This window comes from Streptomyces kaniharaensis (assembly GCF_009569385.1).
In the GTDB taxonomy this organism is placed as follows: Bacteria; Actinomycetota; Actinomycetes; order Streptomycetales; family Streptomycetaceae; genus Kitasatospora; species Kitasatospora kaniharaensis.
Genome location: NZ_WBOF01000001.1, coordinates 3048908 through 3063464, shown reverse-complemented (window position 1 = coordinate 3063464; position 14557 = coordinate 3048908). Strand labels below are relative to the sequence as shown.

Below are 14557 nucleotides of genomic sequence, written 5' to 3'. Positions count from 1 at the left end.
CCCCGGACCAGGCTGCCCCCAGCTTCACCAGACCGCTGCGACGGCCCGGCGGAGAAGGTCTTCCACCTCCACTCGATCGTGTGGTACTTCGTGGCGCACTCCCCCGTCAGCGAAGGTAGGGCGTTCACCCGCCGAACCCTGTCCGGTTGGCATCTCGCCCCATCCGTTCTCGGCGACGACGTCCAGCTCATCGTCTCGGAACTGCTCACCAACGCCGCCAGGTACACGGCGGGCCCACTCGCACTGGATCTGGACCAGAACGGCCCGTGCCTGCGCATCACCGTGACCGACCCCCAATCCGGCAGCACGCTGCCCGACCCCGGCACGCACCAACCGACCCGGGTCGGCGGCCATGGCCTGTTCATCGTCGACCGCCTCGCCCTCTGCTGGGGCGCCCTCCCGAACGACGGCGGCAAGGCCCGTATGGGCCGAACTCATCGTCCCCTCCGAACAACCACCGCCATCGCCTTGGAGCCCCGCGCCGTGACACGGATCCGCGGGCGAAAACTCGACCCCACGTTCCACGGTGTGCCCCAACAGCGGATCCTCAAGTCAGGCATGGCAAAAGCGGAATCCGGGTTCATATTTGTGGTGTGTCGGATGAGCGAGAGCCGCGAACGAGCTGGACGTTCCTGACGCAGCACGCGCGTGTGCTGTTGATGATCTCGCGGGATGCGGACGTCCGCTTGCGGGACCTGGCCGCGATGTGCGGCATGACCGAACGGGCCGCGCGGGCGATCGTCACGGACCTGGAGAAGGCCGGCTACCTGACCCACTCCCGGCACGGACGCCGCAACCGCTACCAGGTGGTCCGCGGCACGTACTTCCGTCATCCCGCCGAGGGCCACCACGAGATCGCCGGGCTGCTGGCCCTGTTCGCCGATCTCGCCCCCGACGCCGGCCACCAGCCTGCGACCACCACCGGTGATCATCATGATGAGCATCCGTGACCCCGCGCCAACCCGTCCCCCGTACCCCGCCGCACCGTGTGCGCGTCCCGGCCGCTCTGCCACCACCCCTCCCGTTGAGGCGGTGAGTCCAGTGCCCGACCCCATCGGATCCACCCGGCACGGATCGGGTGAGGAGCTCCGGACGGACACTCCGTCTCGCTACGCGGTGACCCTTCCGGGTGTGCCCGGCAGGCACAGTCCGCTCGAGGTCGTCGTCGTTCATGCCACGGACGAGGTGACCGCGGACGGGACCCCGGTCTACGCGGACAAGGCCGGCACCCTCCGCGTAGAGATCATCGGGGAGACGGCCCGACCGCTCGCCGAGCCGACCGGTCAGGGACGGCACACCTGCCTGCACGCCACCCCACTGCCCTGACCTCGCCGCGGCTTCGCTCCGGGCGTGGCCCGACCTGTCACCATGCTCGATTCCTGACCGGCGCAAACAACCCAGGACTCTCGAACGCGGGCACTCAGCCTCAGGCAGCCTTGCCCGCGAGGAGGCTGGTGACACGGTCAGCCATGAGGACACCGAGGATGTAGCCGTCCTCGTCGACGACGGGCCAGACCGCCAGGCGCTTGACCCGCATGGCGATCGCGGCCAGGGCCAGGCCCATGGTCGGCCAGGCGAACGGGCCGCGCTGGTGGGTGGTGGCACTGATCACGGTCCGTCCGGTGTACCAGGAGCGGTTCAGGAACGGATGGAGTCCGGTGCGGGTGACCAGCCCCTCGCACCGGCCGTCGTGGTCGCGGACCAGCAGGTAATCGAGGTGGGCGCCGCGGAGGACGTCGTCGGCCTGGTCAACGGTGCTGTCGTCGGCTATCTGGTAGTCGCAGGGGTCCATGGCGTCGGCGACTGTGAGGCCGTGGCCGGGCCGCACCGACTGCGGGGAGTGGATGGTCACGGTGCTCACCGTTCCCGTCTCCGGCCGCCCCCTGGGGGCTGCCGAGCTTTCCTTCACCCAGAACGAGGCCGGAACGGCTACCGGAATGCGTGATGCCCTGGATGCCTACGACCCTACTCCGGTGGCGAACGGACCGGAGCAGACCGCTGCGGAGTAGCCTGGAAGACAACCGAGGACATATCGCACACCGGCATCAGCGTCGACGTCGCCCTGGGTCATGACGGGTCCCTCGCGGACCGGACGGGCGGCTTCGTATGATGCCGATTCCTTTCCCCACCTCTTCCTCTCCTGGGCCGTGGATGGCACCCGGCGCCCCGCTGCTGCCTCGCCTGGTTCTGGAACCGACGATGTCACGGGAGGGCGTCTTCGACGGCGCCTGGTGGCCCCGCTCGAACCACGTCCTCGCCGAACTGCCGGACCTGATCACCGCGCTCGGTGCCCACTTCGGGCGCATCGTGCGGGTCGGCCTCGACACCTCGGCCTGGGACGGCGTGCCCCGGTCCGTGGCGGCGAACGGCCTGACGGTCAGAATCAACTGGTTCACCGGCAGCAACGCGACGATCAGCGTCACCCGGGGGTTCCAGGACCACTTCCTGCTGCTGGTGGTACCGCCCGGCACCAAGTCGGCAACGGCCGCCTCGGCGATGGCCGGCGCCTCGGCCACCGGAAACCACACCCCAGCAGCAGAACTCCTGCTCGGCTGAACGGCCCGGGCACGGTCTCGGCTGCCGCTTCGAGAAGGCGGCAGCCGACGCCGCGTCCGGACCGGACCGGACCGGACCGGACCGGAGTAGCCTGGACATCACCGAAGGCACTTCGCATGCCGGCACCGGATACTGGCGTCGTCTCCGGCGAACGGCAATGCCGGACCCGGCTTCTCGGCCGGGCCCGGGGACAGGTCTCTGATCATGACCACGACCCTCGATCGTGCGACGACGCCCGCCGCCACGGATTCCACGGCTCGGCTCACCCTCGCGCCCAGTGGCGTGCGGCCCGGCCGTCTGGACGGTGCCTGGTGGCCCCGCTCGCGTGATCTTCTTCTCGAACTCCCCGCCCTGGCCGCCGAGATCGACGAGCGGTGGGGCCGGATCACCCGGATCACCGTGAACCCCGCGCGGTGGCCTGTCATCCCCCGGCGGATCCCGGTCACGGGTCACACCGTCCACGCGGGCTGGTTCACCATCGAACAGGACCAGCACATGATCATGGTCTGTTCCTATGCCCCCCGTCGGCTGAGCCTGCTGGTGGTCCCGCCCCAGACGGATGCCGTCGAGGCCGCCCGGCTGATGGCCGAGGCCGCCGATCCCGCGAACACCAGGACCGCGAGCGAACTGCTCGCCGCCGAGCCGAGCACCGGTGCGACCGGGCCGGAAGTCGGTTCCGATTTCCTGCCGTCGGCCGTCACACCCTCCACCGGGCTTGGCGAGGCCGACCGGCGGGCCGATCTCGCCCGGAGCCGGGCCGCCTCCTGGCCGGCATCCGCGTAGGCGGCTGGCGGGAGCTGCCCGGGCCGGGGCCGGGCTGTCTCACTCGCGTGACCACTCGGTCTCGGCCTGGGGTTCGCCGTCGGCACCGGTCCCTTCCCAGAGCCGGACCCTGACTGCCCGAGGGCCCGGCGCGGGTCGGGAGAGGGTTCGAACGAACACGTCCCGGAGATGGTTGGCCGCCCGCTGCGGCGGACCGTCGTACTCCAGCGGATTCGGCATCGTCGTGTCGTCCTGCCGGGACCAGCGGCCGTCGTCGTCCTGGGTCTCCAGAATCCACCAATAGCGCTGCATCGTGCCCTCCTGTGACAACCCTCCTGCCCTGACACGACCGTACGAGGCGGGCGGGCGGAGGGCGACCGGGGATGTCGACCAGCAGCCGCGGCACCACAATGGAACCAGGAGCGGAGGAGATGGCCGATGTTCGAGGCAGGCGACATCCGGGAGTGGCGCGGCCATGACGTGGTCGACGCCGACGGACACAAGATCGGCACGCTGGAGTCCGTCTACGTGGACACCGCGACCGATCAGCCGTTCTTCGCGACGGTCATGGTCGGCCTGCCCACCCGCCGCCGCCTGGTGTTCGTCCCGCTGTCCGACGCGACGGTAGGTCCCGGTTACCTGAAGGTCCCCCAGCCCAGGAGCCAGGTGAAACACGCCCCGGCCATCGACACCGACGGCGAACTCCCCGCCGAGGACGAGGCAGCCGTCTTCGCCCACTACGGGCTGGACTACGCACCGGGCACGGGCGGGGAGCGCCGCCTGGCCCGCCGCTAGGAGCCCTCCGGACCCTGAAGGAGGCCGACGATGGCCCTGGTACTGTTCCTCGTCATCGTGGCGATCGTGCTCGGACTGGTGGGTGTCGTCGCCGATGGCCTGGGGTACCTGCTGTTCATCGGCATCGCCGTACTGATCGTCGCGCTGATACTCTCCGCCGTCCGGTTCCGGCGCGGGGGCCGGTCCGTGAACCGCTGAGTACCGCGCCGGGTCCGGGCCGGACCGGGAGTAGCCTGGACATCACCGAAGGCACCCCGCATGCCGGCACCGGACACTGGCGTCGTCTCCGGCGAACGGCAATCCCGGACTTGGCACCGGTCAGGCTCGGAGACAGGTCCTTGATCATGACTGTGATCGACGGCGCGACGCTTGCCACCCCCGAACCCACCCTGCGGTTCTCCCTGGCACCGGACGGCCCGCGAGCCGGACGACTGGACGGGGCCTGGTGGCCCCGATCGCACGACCTTCCTTTCGAACTCCCCGCCCTGGCCGCCGAACTGGACGAGCGATGGGGTCGGATCGCCGGAATCGCCGTGAACCCCGCCCAGTGGTTGACCGTCCCCCGACGGATCCCGGTCGCGGGCCACACCGTCCATGCGAGCCACACCGTCCACGCGAGCTGGTTCACCGCCGTGCAGGACCAGCACACGATCTCGGTCCGCTCGCACCTTGCCCGTCGGCTGACCCTGCTGGTCGTCCCGCCGCGGACGGGAGCCGTCGCTGCAGCCTGGCTAATGGCCGAGGCCGCCGATCCCGCGAACACCAGGACCGCGAGCGAACTGCTCGCCGACGAGCCGTCCGCGAAGATGCCCGACCGGCGGGGGATCGTCTGGCCGGTACGCGACCCCTCGGTCTCGGCCTGGGGCTCCGCCCGGTGGGGCGGGCCGTCGTCCCCGCCCGGGCGCTCCGGCACTGGCCCCCGACCGACCACCGGTGACGCCGACCACCGGTGACGCCGCCGCCCGATCCTTAGCTCTTTCGCTCCCGGCAGGTCGCCGTCAGTACTCGGAGCCGCTTCGCAGGTAGGTGCCAGCGACCTGGAGCCACGCTCCGGGGCTGAAGCACGCCTCGATCCGGTGCGGGGTGTCCTCGAAGACCCGCAGGACACGAAGCGCCCCGCTGGGGTGCAGGTCGTACTCGAAGGTGACGCCGTCCGCACCGTCCTCGTACTGCAGGTCCAGCGGCCCCTTCGACGGCTCCGCCGGCGACCGGGCCTCCGCCGAGAGTTTCACGTAGACGGACATCTTCACGTCCCGCCTTTCCTGCCTGCCCGGCGTGACCGGCTCACGGGTCTGCCCCTCAGGGCGTTTCGACCGGGGGGCCGGAGCTGACGCCGGTGTCGATGAGGATCTGCCGTGCCGAGTCGCTGCCACCAGCCCTGACCGCGCGTGCCATGGAGGCCAGGGCCGCCTCCTGGCTCGCGTGTGGGGGGACGACGAGCAGGCTGAAGTGGTCACGGTCGCCCCGTGTGATGATCACGGTGTCGTCGCCGACCGGGTAGCGGTCGATGTGCACCGACCGGCCGTCGACCATCAGGCTGGCCGGGACGTCGTCCCAGGCGCCCGCGTCCAGACCGACGCTCTCGATGGGGCCGAGATGCCCGGTCAACGCGTGGATCAGGTCGGGAAGTTCGGCGCCGATGTCCCGTGAACGCGGCCACCACGCACCGTCCAGCATGCCTTCGCGTGACCGGATGGTCTCCAGGCGCAACGCCACCGTCCCCGGCTTCGCGGCCTGCCGGAAACGCTCCGGCAGAAACCCGTCGCGGGAGGCACTGGCTTCGTCCGACATAGCTCGCCACCTGTCCGCCCTGAGAGACCTGGCACGCCGGGTGCGGGCCGGGCCTCGCGGGGAGCGACAACTCGGGCCGCTCCGATATCCCACGGTACTCCGCCCGCGCCTGGCCAAACCGGTCGGTCGTGAGAGCCTCGGCGAGGGCCGCTCTCAGCGCCACTCGATCAGGAACAGGGTGGCGTCGTCGCTCGTGTGCCCGCCCCGCTTCTCCTTCAGTACGTGGGAGAGCGCCCGCACCACGGCCCGCACCCCCTCCTGCGAACGCTCGACGCGATTGACCCAGTCGATGAGCTGTTCCTCCCCGAACTGTTCCCCGCCGGGCTCGCGCTCCTCGACCAGGCCGTCGGTGAAGCACAGGACCCGGTCGCCGTGCCGCAGTGCCCGCTCGCTGATCACCGGCTCCTCGCCGCCGAAGCCGACCGGCAAGGTCGTCTCGCTCTCCAGCCGCTCGACGACGACGTGGTCGCGGATCAACAGCGGCTGGGGATGGCCGGCGTTGACCCACTGCAGGTGGCCGCTGACAGTGTTCAGGCGCATCATCTGCGCGGTGACGAAGTGGTCCGGCCCGAACTGCTCCGCGATGGCCCGGTCCATGAACGCGTAGATCTCGGCCAGTCCGATGTCGGCTCGCCTGGCGTGCCGGTACGCGCCGATGGCCACGGTCGCCATGGCAGCGGCGTCCAGCCCGTGGCCCATGGCGTCGATCGTGGCCACGTGCAGAAGATCGTCGTTCAGCGCGTAGTCGAAGCTGTCGCCGGCCACCTGGTAGGCGGGTTCGAGGACGCCGGCCACGGCGACCCGCGGGGCGGTCATCGCCAATGGAGGCAGCAGTGACCACTGGATCTCCGCGGCCACGCTCATCGGCTGGAGGCGCCGGGCCTGAAAGATCCGGTCGGTGTAGCCGCTCTTGGTGACCAGCAGATCCGCGACCAGGGAGGCGAAGCGCCGCAGGAGCCGCCGGTCGTCGCCATCGACGTCGTCCAGCGTGAGTGCCAGCACTCCCACCTCGTCCCCGCCGTCCAGCAACGGCAGGTACACCCGCACCCCGTCGCCATGCGGCACCTCGACGGAGACACCACTCAGAAAAGCCGCGCCTGCGGACGAGCCGTCGATCGGCACCGGCTCCCGGGCGGCCAGCCCCCGGCCGGACAGCGGCACCAGCACCAACTGCCCGTAGTCCTGCAGCAGGAGCACCGGGTCACGGCCACCGAACCCACGCACCGCGTCGGCGACCAATGGAGCAATCAGATGGGGCGGAAGCTCGTGGGCCTGGTCGAGCAGTGCGCCCAGCAGGTGTTCGCCGAACCCCTCCGACCGGTCCAGGCGCCGCTCGCCGTCCCTGCCCACCGACGATCCTTCCTGTCCCGTACAAGTCGGCACGGGCGCGATCAACCCCGGCACCCCGGTGCGGTTCACCGGGCCGGTCCTTCCATTACGCCCGACGTCGACGCATTCCGCCCCCGGTTACGCCCCTCCCCGCGGGGCGACGCCGCCGAGAAATCGGCTCTACCACCCGTGGGCACGACCCCGATGCGCCGCGGAGGCCGCCGATCCTGGTCTCAGTTCTGGTCTCATTCACCCCCGTCCGACCGGGTTCAGCCGCCGCTCAACCAGATGTTTCGCCGCAGGTCAGAACCGGTGTGAACGCCGACGGACACCGTTCGGGAGAATTGGAAAGCGTGTTGGGGGCAACCCCTCACGAGTTCGAATCTCGTATCCTCCGCCTCCGCCCACCTGGGCAAACGAAGGCCCGGACCGCTAGCGGTCCGGGCCTTCGTCGTTCACCGCCTCATCTGCAGTCTCAACGGACCCTCTCGGTGGCCCTGCCTCCTGTCCGGCCGTCGCCGAACGGTAGCCGTCAGACGGCCACGAGACGGACGCGATCTCCGCAGAGCTTGGCCATGTCGTCGGTGTCCGACGTCAGCACGACGACTGGCCGCTGCTGCCGCAGCGCCATCTCGGCAACAGCGGCGTCGATCGCGTACTTGTGGCCATGAAGGCCTGCGGCGATCAGCATCGCGGAAGCCGCCCGAGCCTCCTCGTCACCCACCGGCACAATTCTCAGCCCGGACAGAATCCACCGGAGGCGAGTCTGATCAGTACGGCTGTGCACGGATTCGATGATGGTCAAGGCGCTGATCACGACTTCCATGCCACGTTTCCGGGCTTCCGCGACCAGCGCGACGGCCGGCTCGTGGTCGTTGAGCAGCTTCGAGAGGCCCTCGGAGTCGAGCACCAGAGTGCCTTCATGACTCAGCTTGCGACGGGCCATTCGCCCTCCTCGGCGAACACCTCGTCGAAGACCTGCCGGGCCCGGTCCTGCTCTGCCGCCGCGATCGGCCCCTTCCGACGCTCGTAGTCGGCCAGGTACTCATCCAGGATCTGCCCCCGCAGCTCCCGCTCGACGGCTGCAGTGATGAATGCCGAGAACTCACGCTTCCCCACCCGTTGGCGGATCGCCTCGGCCGTACCTTCAGGCAGGGAGAGGCTGACCCTGGTGGCCGGCCCTTCGCCGATGCTGTAGGGCATCTCAGTCATGAGCCCAGATTATCAAAGAAGTAGGAATGCCGTCCCTGATCGCGATGCGCCTGCCCTGGTTGCCGTTTTGGTTGCATTCACCTCCGTCCAGCATCGTTCGGAGCACAGCCGCCGAGCCGCTCCGCCGCAGGTCAGGACGGACGCCGCTGCACACTCGGACGGACAGTTGGAAAGCAGCGGATCGCGCTGGACCCGCAGGACCACCGACCCACCGCGGCCCCACCCGACCGCCGCTTCGACATCCCCAGCGGCGTGCTATCGCCATCGGCATGGTCTTGGCCGCCGAACAACAACCTGCGGCCGATCGCGGCCCCGCCGGCGGCTACCACCGCGAGGCCCGGATGGCCTGACCTGCCGCTACCTCGGCCGCCTGGCGGGCTCGACGACCCCGCCGGTACGAATGTCACTACTTGACGGTACGTTTCGTCCGCACGGGGGGCGCGCAGACGTATCCCGCCTCCGAACCACACGGACGGCGCCGGGTCCTGCCCTCCCTGTCACCCCTACGCGACATCCGCCGCGACCACCGTGTCGCGCGACACCACACCCAGGAGAGACATGACTTCGCGATTCCGGAGAGCGCGCCTCGCCGCCTCCGCCGTCATCGCCGCCGCCGCCATCGGCCTGGTGAGCAGCCCGGCCGCTCAGGCCGCACCCACCGGCACCGTCAACGGCGACTTCGAGGCCGGGAACACCGGCTGGTTCTCGTTCTCCACGCCGTTCGGCGGCGCCCAGCTGATCAACAATTCCTCCACCCACCCGGCCCACTCGGGCAACTGGAAGGCGGAGTTGGGCGGTCGCGGCTACACCGGCGTCAACCGGATCACCCAGCAGGTGACCATACCCGCGAACCGGGTCCCGGTCCTCACCTTCTGGCTGCGCATCGACCCGCAGGGGCCGGGCGGTCTCGCCTACCGCGAGCTCGACGTCGAGGCCGTCGCCCAGGACGGCACCCCGTACCTGCTGACCAGCCGCACCAACAAGGACGGGAACAGCGCCTACGAGCAGGTCACCATCACCCTGCCGGACGCCTTCTACTCCTCCACGCAGAAGACCGCCACCATCTCCTTCATGGCGGTCGAGGACAGTGCCAACAAGGTGCCGTTCCTCATCGACGACGTGTCCATGGCCTACCGCCTCAAAATGGCCCGGCCCTGGCTCCCGCCGCTGCTGCACTTCTGATCCACCGTCGCCGACGGGCTCAGGTCGCGCGTGCGGGCGCGACCGAAGGGTCGGCGTCGTCCCGTACTTCCACCAGCCGGGCACCGAGCTCGGGTACCACCCGGTCGCACGGCTTGGCACGGCGCGGGTGTCCGGTTTCTTCAAGACCGGACACCCACGTCCTGCCTACGGTGGCGGCATGAACAGCAGCACAGCAGCACCTCGGTTCGCGTTCGTCGGTATCGCCGTCTCCGACATGGCTGCCTCGGTCGCCTTCTACCGGCGGCTCGGGCTCGCGTTCCCCGAAGGGGCGGAGCAGGAGCCGCATGTCGAGGCCGAGTTGCCGGGCGGGGTGCTCCTGGTGCTCGACTCCGAATCGACGATCCGCTCGTTCCACCCGGGCTGGCGGCCGCCGACCGGCGGCGCGCGGGTGGGACTGGCGTTCCGCTGCGAGAACCCCGCGCACGTGGACGCGGTGTACGAGGACCTCGTCGGCGCCGGGTACCACGGGGAGTTGAAGCCGTTCGACGCGTTCTGGGGCCAGCGGTACGCCGTCGTGCACGACCCGGACGGCAACGGCGTCGACCTCCTCTCGCCGCTGCCGGGGAGCTAACGCCGGCGGATCAGGGACGTGAGCGGCAGGCCCGTCAGCTCCCGGACGTCACGGGCAAGATGGGGCTGGTCGGCGTAGCCCGTCCGGGCCGCCGTGTCGGCGAACGGGACGCCGGAGCGGGCCAGGGCGAGGGCGCGTTGCAGGCGGAGGATCCGTGCCAGCGTCTTCGGCCCGTAGCCGAACGCGGCGAGCGAGCGGCGGTGCAGCCGGCGCTCGCCGAGGCCCACCCGTTCGGCGGTCGCGGTGACGGAGCGGCCGGCCGCCAGGGACGCGACGACGGCACCGAGCAGCGGGTCGACGGGATCCGCGTCGGCCGCGAGCCGCAGCGCGAACTCCTCCAGGGCTGCCGCCGGGTCGGGCGCCGCGTCGATGCGCTCGGTGAGGCGGCGCACCTCGGCGCCGGGCCGCAGGTCCGCCAGGGCGACGCGCCGGTCCCGCAGTTCGTGTGCGGGGACGCCGAGCAGGGTGGGGGCCGTGCCGGGGTAGAAGCGGACGCCCGCCCAGGGGCCCGGCAGATCGGGCCCGGGGTGGAAGGCGCGGGTGTCCGGGCCCGCGACGAGGAGCCTGCCCTCGGTCCACAGCAGGTCCATGCAGCCGTCGGGCAGCACGGGGAGCTCCGGTCCGCTCCCCGTTCGCCTGACGGCTGCACGCGTCCACACCACCGCACCGGGCAGGCGGGCCGCGCGCTCTGCGTACTCGGGGGCCACGCCTCGAAGGCTACGCCCGCAGGTGCCGCAGGACCGAGGCGGAGGCCTGGGCGAGGGCGTCCCGGACCTCGTCGATGTGGTCGACCACCTCGAAGCCGTGGTGACCGTTGGGCACGTCGATCAGTTCCAGGTCCGCCTTGTGCTCCACCGCCGCCGTCACGAACTGCGCGACCGTCGTCGCGATGGCCTCCGACTCCAGCCCGGCCCGGGTCAGCACGATCGGCAGCCGGCCGGCCCCGGCGACCGCCTCGACCGGCCGGAAGTGCGGGTCGACGGCATCCCAGCCGGGCAGCGGCGCGAGGATCGGGTAGTTCGCGGCCAGGCAGCGCAGCCAGGACGGCGGCGCGGCCAGCCAGTCGGTGGTGAGCAGGCCGCCGCCGGAGAAGAACCAGAGCGCGATCCGCTCGCCGTCCACCCGGGGATGGGCGCGCAGTGCGTCGACGGCCGCAGCGAGGTCCTCGGCGGCCTGCGGATAGTCGTGGAGGTGGTGCAGCCGGTGTTCGGCCGTCGCGCCGACGACGCCGAGGCTCGCCGCGTACCGGCCGTTGCCGACGTACATCGGCCAGTCGCGCGGGGTGGGCTCCAGGTCGGCGGGCACGGGGCCGCCGTGGACGAACAGGATGGCGGGCAACGGGCTCTCGGACTCCGGGAAGTAGAGGTCGAGGTTGCCGATCCGCTCGCGCGGGCAGTCCGGCAGCGGGTGTTCCGGCGTGTCCAGGACGTGCGGGCGCGAGAAGGTGGGCACCTCGGTGGCGGGCGGCGGGGCGATCCGGTGCCCTTCGCCGGCGGCGGCCCGGAGCAGGACGCCGGCGAGGTCGTCCGGGCAGGAGAGCATCGGCCAGTGGCCGGTGTCGAGGTCGAAGAAGCCCACCCGGGGGTCGGCCAGGAACCGGAACTGCGGCATGCCCGAGGCGACCACGGCCTCCACGGTGGCGATGCTGGTCCCGCCCGCGGTGCAGAAGATCCCGGAGGTCGGCACGGCGGCGAGCGCGCCGGACAGCCGCAGGGGCTCGGTGAGGGTGGCGACCGGCTGGGCGGCGGCCAGCGCGGTCAGCCGGTCCAGCGCCTCGCCGGAGAGGCCCGCGACGCTCCCCCAGCGGTGCCACTCGCCGCGGCCGGGGGCCGGGAGCAGTCCGTCGGCGGGGGTGCGGGCCGGGTCCAGCAGCAGCTCGCGGGCCGCCTGGTCCGGGACGAGCTGGACGGCCCGGTCGCCGTCCTTCGGCAGGCCCGCGTCCAGGTAGACGATCCGGGTGGTCCGCCCGGCCCGCCGGTCGGCGGCGCCGAGCACCGGGTGGATGCCGTACTCGTGGCCGACCAGGACGAGTTCGGGGTCGGCGGCCGCGTCGACCAGGCGGAGCACGTCCGCGATGTGCGTCTCCAGCCCGGCGTCGCCCGATCCGGTCAGGGTCGCCTCGTACACCTCGGCGCCCGCCTCCCGGAGCCGGTCGCCCACCTCCCGCCAGATCCAGCCCCCGGTGAAGTGGCCCGGCACCAGCACGAACGCAGTCATGATCGCCTCCTCGTCTCGTGATGGCCCGGCCGTCCCCCGTGCGGCCGGGCTCGCGGGTACCGTAGGAACTCCCCCTGAGGGAGGTTCAAGCCTTGCCACCGGCCATCCTGTGGAGCATCGGTGAACTCGCGGAACACGCGGGCGTCACCGTCAAGACCGTCCGCTTCTACTCCGACCGCGGTTTGCTGCCCGAAGCCGGCCGCAGCTCCGGCGGCCACCGCCGGTACGGGCCCGAGGCGCTCGACCGGCTGCGGCTGATCCGCTCCCTGCGCACCCTCGACCTGCCCGTCCCGGAGGTCGGCAGGCTGCTGGAGCAGGACGAGGTGCTGGGGGGCGCCCTGGAGGACGCGGTGGCCCGGCAGTTGCGCGAGCTCGGTTCCCAACTCACCGCCCTGCGCTGGCGCGAGGCCGCCCTGCGGCTGCTGCACGACTGCCCGCCCGAGGAGCGCGCCGACCGGCTCACCCTGATCGGCGGGCTGGCCACCCCGCCCGACACCACCGTGCTGGCCCGGTTCTGGCGCCGCGCGCTGCCGCCCCGGATGCCCGCCGGGCTGACCGCCGCGATCCTCGACGCCGCCGTCCCGCAGCCCCCGACCGACCCGGCGCCCGACAAGGTGCTGGCCTTCGCCCGGCTGCACGCGCTCGCCTCCGGCGGCTGCTCCGGCGCCAGCCACTCTCCCACCGGCAAGACCGCCTGCCCGAACGAACTGGCCCGCACCGACGCGGAGTACCGGCCCGCCGTGCTCTACCAGGGCCTCGCCGAGGCCTACGACCTGGCCGGGGCGGAGCTGCGGGCCGGACGGGACCCGCGCGACGGCGAGGCGCTCGACAGCTTCGTCGCCGCCCACGCGGCCTCCCGCTCCACCCGGGACACCCCGGCCTTCCGCCGCCGGCTCCGGGTCATGCTGACCGTCACCGACGACCCGGTGATCGCCCGCTACTGGGAGCTCGCCGGCGAGCTCACCGACGCCCCCACCCTGGGCAGCGCGCACGAGTGGCTGCGGACCGCGCTGGACGGCCAGTTGGCCGCCGCGGCCTGAGCGGCCTGAGCGGCCTGACGGGCGGACGGCCCGACTGCCTGAAGCAGCCGGGCCCGCACGGGAGTTCGGTGAGGCGTGGCCGGCGGCCGGCCCCACGGCCGTCGACCACCGGAGTGCTGTGCCAACTCCTCTGTCCAGAACCTAGTTGGGTGCTGCGCAAGCCTCTCAGGCGTCCGCCATCGGGGGCATGTCGCCGGAGGTCGTGCCGAGGTCGATCATCCCGAAGGCCGCGCCCTGCGGGTCGCCGACCGCCGCGAACCGGCCGAACGGGCTGTCCATCGGCCCGAAGTGCACCGTGCCGCCGCCTGCCCGCACCCGCTCGATCGCCGCGTCGGTGTCGTCCACCGCGAAGTACACGCTCACGTACGAGGGCGCCTCGGGCGGCAGGTCTGCCGGGCCCATCGCCATCCGGCCGAGCACCGGCTGCTCGCCGAGCCGGAAGACCTTGTAGTCGACCTGCTCGGTGTCCATCCGCTGCACACCGTAGGGGAAGACCGCCGGGTAGAACGCGTCCGCCTTGGCCGCGTCGCGGGTCAGCACCTCGGCCCAGGTGTACGAGCCGGGCTCGCCCTGCTTCTCGAAGCCCTTGTGCGTCCCGCCCTGCCAGACGCCGAACACGACGCCGGCCGGGTCCTTGGCGATCACCATCGTGCCGAACTCGCCGACCTGCATCGGCCCCATGACCACCTCGCCGCCGTTGCCGCGGATCCGCTCGGCGGTGGCGGCGGCGTCCGGCGAGGCGAAGTACAGGCACCAGGCGGACGGGGCCTGCCCTGCGCCGTTGGAGCCGGGCATCGGCGGCACGATGGCGGCGACCGCCTTGCCGCCCGAAAATGCCTGCGTGTAGTTGCCGTACTCCGACGAGGCCTCGCCGAACGTCCAGCCCAGGACATCGCCGTAGAAGGTCTTGGCGCCTTCCAGGTCGGTGAACATCGCATCGGCCCAGCAGGGTGTTCCCTCAGGTGTTGCTGCCATCTCTCCGCCCTCTCGCGTGGCGATATGTACGATTCGTCCCCGTCGGCCACCCTAGCCAGTCCGCTACCGTCCCGCCGCTCGTGAGCACGCTCAGGAGCACCCTTAT

General features: G+C 71.5%; 21 protein-coding genes. 11 read left to right on the top strand and 10 right to left on the bottom strand.

Annotation, left to right across the window (positions count from 1 at the left end; translation table 11 throughout):
• Window positions 1–78: 78 nt before the first annotated feature.
• Genes F7Q99_RS40385 through F7Q99_RS41135 form a run of 3 tightly spaced genes read left to right on the top strand, consistent with a single transcriptional unit; the run spans window position 79 to window position 1326 of the window.
• A complete protein-coding gene (locus tag F7Q99_RS40385; protein ID WP_195911059.1) occupies window positions 79–636 on the top strand; it encodes an ATP-binding protein in 558 nt (185 codons plus the stop codon).
• A 14-nt stretch (window positions 637–650) separates the two neighbouring features.
• Window positions 651–950: a winged helix-turn-helix transcriptional regulator gene (locus tag F7Q99_RS14040; RefSeq protein ID WP_407697782.1), complete on the top strand. Its 300-nt coding sequence runs from the start codon at window positions 651–653 to the stop codon at window positions 948–950.
• Window positions 934–1326: a DUF6296 family protein gene (locus F7Q99_RS41135; protein WP_326846641.1), complete on the top strand. Its 393-nt coding sequence runs from the start codon at window positions 934–936 to the stop codon at window positions 1324–1326. Before F7Q99_RS14040 ends, F7Q99_RS41135 begins: the two co-directional genes overlap by 17 nt.
• A gap of 100 nt (window positions 1327–1426) precedes the next feature.
• Here F7Q99_RS41135 and F7Q99_RS14030 read toward each other — a convergent pair whose 3' ends face one another.
• Complete coding sequence (locus F7Q99_RS14030) at window positions 1427–1861, bottom strand: CBS domain-containing protein (protein ID WP_153461599.1); 435 nt, start codon at window positions 1859–1861, stop codon at window positions 1427–1429.
• Window positions 1862–2106: 245 nt separating this feature from the next.
• Between F7Q99_RS14030 and F7Q99_RS14025 the strand changes: the two genes are divergently transcribed.
• Window positions 2107–2556: a DUF5994 family protein gene (locus F7Q99_RS14025; RefSeq protein ID WP_326846640.1), complete on the top strand. Its 450-nt coding sequence runs from the start codon at window positions 2107–2109 to the stop codon at window positions 2554–2556.
• 204 nt (window positions 2557–2760) lie between these two features.
• Window positions 2761–3339 (top strand): DUF5994 family protein, encoded by a 579-nt coding sequence (locus tag F7Q99_RS14020; protein ID WP_045698467.1) that lies wholly within the window; start codon window positions 2761–2763, stop codon window positions 3337–3339.
• Between the two features lie 39 nt (window positions 3340–3378).
• Here F7Q99_RS14020 and F7Q99_RS14015 read toward each other — a convergent pair whose 3' ends face one another.
• The gene (locus tag F7Q99_RS14015) at window positions 3379–3630 is read right to left on the bottom strand and encodes a hypothetical protein (RefSeq protein WP_153461595.1); all 252 of its coding nucleotides are present in this window, start codon (window positions 3628–3630) and stop codon (window positions 3379–3381) included.
• A gap of 126 nt (window positions 3631–3756) precedes the next feature.
• Here F7Q99_RS14015 and F7Q99_RS14010 point away from each other — a divergent pair, with 126 nt between their 5' ends.
• The 3 genes from F7Q99_RS14010 (at window position 3757) to F7Q99_RS14005 (ending at window position 5066) form a co-directional block, all read left to right on the top strand.
• Window positions 3757–4113: a PRC-barrel domain-containing protein gene (locus F7Q99_RS14010; protein ID WP_153461593.1), complete on the top strand. Its 357-nt coding sequence runs from the start codon at window positions 3757–3759 to the stop codon at window positions 4111–4113.
• A 30-nt stretch (window positions 4114–4143) separates the two neighbouring features.
• Window positions 4144–4311, top strand: coding sequence for a hypothetical protein (locus F7Q99_RS40380; protein WP_195911058.1), 168 nt, complete (start codon window positions 4144–4146; stop codon window positions 4309–4311).
• A gap of 146 nt (window positions 4312–4457) precedes the next feature.
• Window positions 4458–5066: a DUF5994 family protein gene (locus tag F7Q99_RS14005; protein WP_153461591.1), complete on the top strand. Its 609-nt coding sequence runs from the start codon at window positions 4458–4460 to the stop codon at window positions 5064–5066.
• 45 nt (window positions 5067–5111) lie between these two features.
• Here F7Q99_RS14005 and F7Q99_RS14000 read toward each other — a convergent pair whose 3' ends face one another.
• The 5 genes from F7Q99_RS14000 to F7Q99_RS13980 all read right to left on the bottom strand — a co-directional run bounded on the left by F7Q99_RS14000 (window position 5112) and on the right by F7Q99_RS13980 (window position 8445).
• Window positions 5112–5357 (bottom strand): hypothetical protein, encoded by a 246-nt coding sequence (locus tag F7Q99_RS14000; RefSeq protein WP_157882149.1) that lies wholly within the window; start codon window positions 5355–5357, stop codon window positions 5112–5114.
• A gap of 55 nt (window positions 5358–5412) precedes the next feature.
• Complete coding sequence (locus F7Q99_RS13995; RefSeq protein ID WP_153461589.1) at window positions 5413–5904, bottom strand: DUF5994 family protein; 492 nt, start codon at window positions 5902–5904, stop codon at window positions 5413–5415.
• Between the two features lie 153 nt (window positions 5905–6057).
• The gene (locus tag F7Q99_RS13990) at window positions 6058–7254 is read right to left on the bottom strand and encodes a PP2C family protein-serine/threonine phosphatase (RefSeq protein ID WP_326847204.1); all 1197 of its coding nucleotides are present in this window, start codon (window positions 7252–7254) and stop codon (window positions 6058–6060) included.
• A 511-nt stretch (window positions 7255–7765) separates the two neighbouring features.
• A complete protein-coding gene (locus F7Q99_RS13985) occupies window positions 7766–8179 on the bottom strand; it encodes a PIN domain-containing protein (protein WP_153461587.1) in 414 nt (137 codons plus the stop codon).
• Window positions 8161–8445: a hypothetical protein gene (locus tag F7Q99_RS13980; protein ID WP_153461585.1), complete on the bottom strand. Its 285-nt coding sequence runs from the start codon at window positions 8443–8445 to the stop codon at window positions 8161–8163. The genes F7Q99_RS13985 and F7Q99_RS13980 overlap by 19 nt, the downstream gene beginning before the upstream one ends.
• A gap of 558 nt (window positions 8446–9003) precedes the next feature.
• Here F7Q99_RS13980 and F7Q99_RS13975 point away from each other — a divergent pair.
• Together F7Q99_RS13975 and F7Q99_RS13970 are read left to right on the top strand one after the other, a co-directional pair.
• A complete protein-coding gene (locus F7Q99_RS13975) occupies window positions 9004–9627 on the top strand; it encodes a hypothetical protein (RefSeq protein WP_153461583.1) in 624 nt (207 codons plus the stop codon).
• A 178-nt stretch (window positions 9628–9805) separates the two neighbouring features.
• A complete protein-coding gene (locus F7Q99_RS13970; protein WP_153461581.1) occupies window positions 9806–10219 on the top strand; it encodes a VOC family protein in 414 nt (137 codons plus the stop codon).
• On the opposite strand, the gene F7Q99_RS13965 is transcribed toward F7Q99_RS13970, so the two are convergent.
• Window positions 10216–10926, bottom strand: a complete 711-nt coding sequence (locus tag F7Q99_RS13965; RefSeq protein WP_326846639.1) for a helix-turn-helix domain-containing protein — start codon at window positions 10924–10926, stop codon at window positions 10216–10218. The genes F7Q99_RS13970 and F7Q99_RS13965 overlap by 4 nt on opposite strands.
• Window positions 10927–10936: 10 nt before the next feature.
• A complete protein-coding gene (locus F7Q99_RS13960; RefSeq protein WP_153461579.1) occupies window positions 10937–12436 on the bottom strand; it encodes a dienelactone hydrolase family protein in 1500 nt (499 codons plus the stop codon).
• A gap of 92 nt (window positions 12437–12528) precedes the next feature.
• Between F7Q99_RS13960 and F7Q99_RS13955 the strand changes: the two genes are divergently transcribed.
• Window positions 12529–13476: a helix-turn-helix domain-containing protein gene (locus F7Q99_RS13955; RefSeq protein ID WP_230210213.1), complete on the top strand. Its 948-nt coding sequence runs from the start codon at window positions 12529–12531 to the stop codon at window positions 13474–13476.
• Between the two features lie 165 nt (window positions 13477–13641).
• Here F7Q99_RS13955 and F7Q99_RS13950 read toward each other — a convergent pair whose 3' ends face one another.
• Window positions 13642–14451, bottom strand: coding sequence for a VOC family protein (locus tag F7Q99_RS13950; protein ID WP_153461577.1), 810 nt, complete (start codon window positions 14449–14451; stop codon window positions 13642–13644).
• Window positions 14452–14557: the final 106 nt, after the last annotated feature.

Coding starts and splice junctions, on each gene's coding strand:
- F7Q99_RS41135 (WP_326846641.1), top strand. CDS start 934: ATGATGAGCATCCGTGACCCCGCGCCAACCCGTCCCCCGTACCCCGCC.
- F7Q99_RS14025 (WP_326846640.1), top strand. CDS start 2,107: ATGATGCCGATTCCTTTCCCCACCTCTTCCTCTCCTGGGCCGTGGATG.
- F7Q99_RS14020 (WP_045698467.1), top strand. CDS start 2,761: ATGACCACGACCCTCGATCGTGCGACGACGCCCGCCGCCACGGATTCC.
- F7Q99_RS14015 (WP_153461595.1), bottom strand. CDS start 3,630: ATGCAGCGCTATTGGTGGATTCTGGAGACCCAGGACGACGACGGCCGC.
- F7Q99_RS14010 (WP_153461593.1), top strand. CDS start 3,757: ATGTTCGAGGCAGGCGACATCCGGGAGTGGCGCGGCCATGACGTGGTC.
- F7Q99_RS40380 (WP_195911058.1), top strand. CDS start 4,144: ATGGCCCTGGTACTGTTCCTCGTCATCGTGGCGATCGTGCTCGGACTG.
- F7Q99_RS14005 (WP_153461591.1), top strand. CDS start 4,458: ATGACTGTGATCGACGGCGCGACGCTTGCCACCCCCGAACCCACCCTG.
- F7Q99_RS14000 (WP_157882149.1), bottom strand. CDS start 5,357: ATGTCCGTCTACGTGAAACTCTCGGCGGAGGCCCGGTCGCCGGCGGAG.
- F7Q99_RS13995 (WP_153461589.1), bottom strand. CDS start 5,904: ATGTCGGACGAAGCCAGTGCCTCCCGCGACGGGTTTCTGCCGGAGCGT.
- F7Q99_RS13985 (WP_153461587.1), bottom strand. CDS start 8,179: ATGGCCCGTCGCAAGCTGAGTCATGAAGGCACTCTGGTGCTCGACTCC.
- F7Q99_RS13980 (WP_153461585.1), bottom strand. CDS start 8,445: ATGACTGAGATGCCCTACAGCATCGGCGAAGGGCCGGCCACCAGGGTC.
- F7Q99_RS13975 (WP_153461583.1), top strand. CDS start 9,004: ATGACTTCGCGATTCCGGAGAGCGCGCCTCGCCGCCTCCGCCGTCATC.
- F7Q99_RS13970 (WP_153461581.1), top strand. CDS start 9,806: ATGAACAGCAGCACAGCAGCACCTCGGTTCGCGTTCGTCGGTATCGCC.
- F7Q99_RS13960 (WP_153461579.1), bottom strand. CDS start 12,436: ATGACTGCGTTCGTGCTGGTGCCGGGCCACTTCACCGGGGGCTGGATC.
- F7Q99_RS13950 (WP_153461577.1), bottom strand. CDS start 14,451: ATGGCAGCAACACCTGAGGGAACACCCTGCTGGGCCGATGCGATGTTC.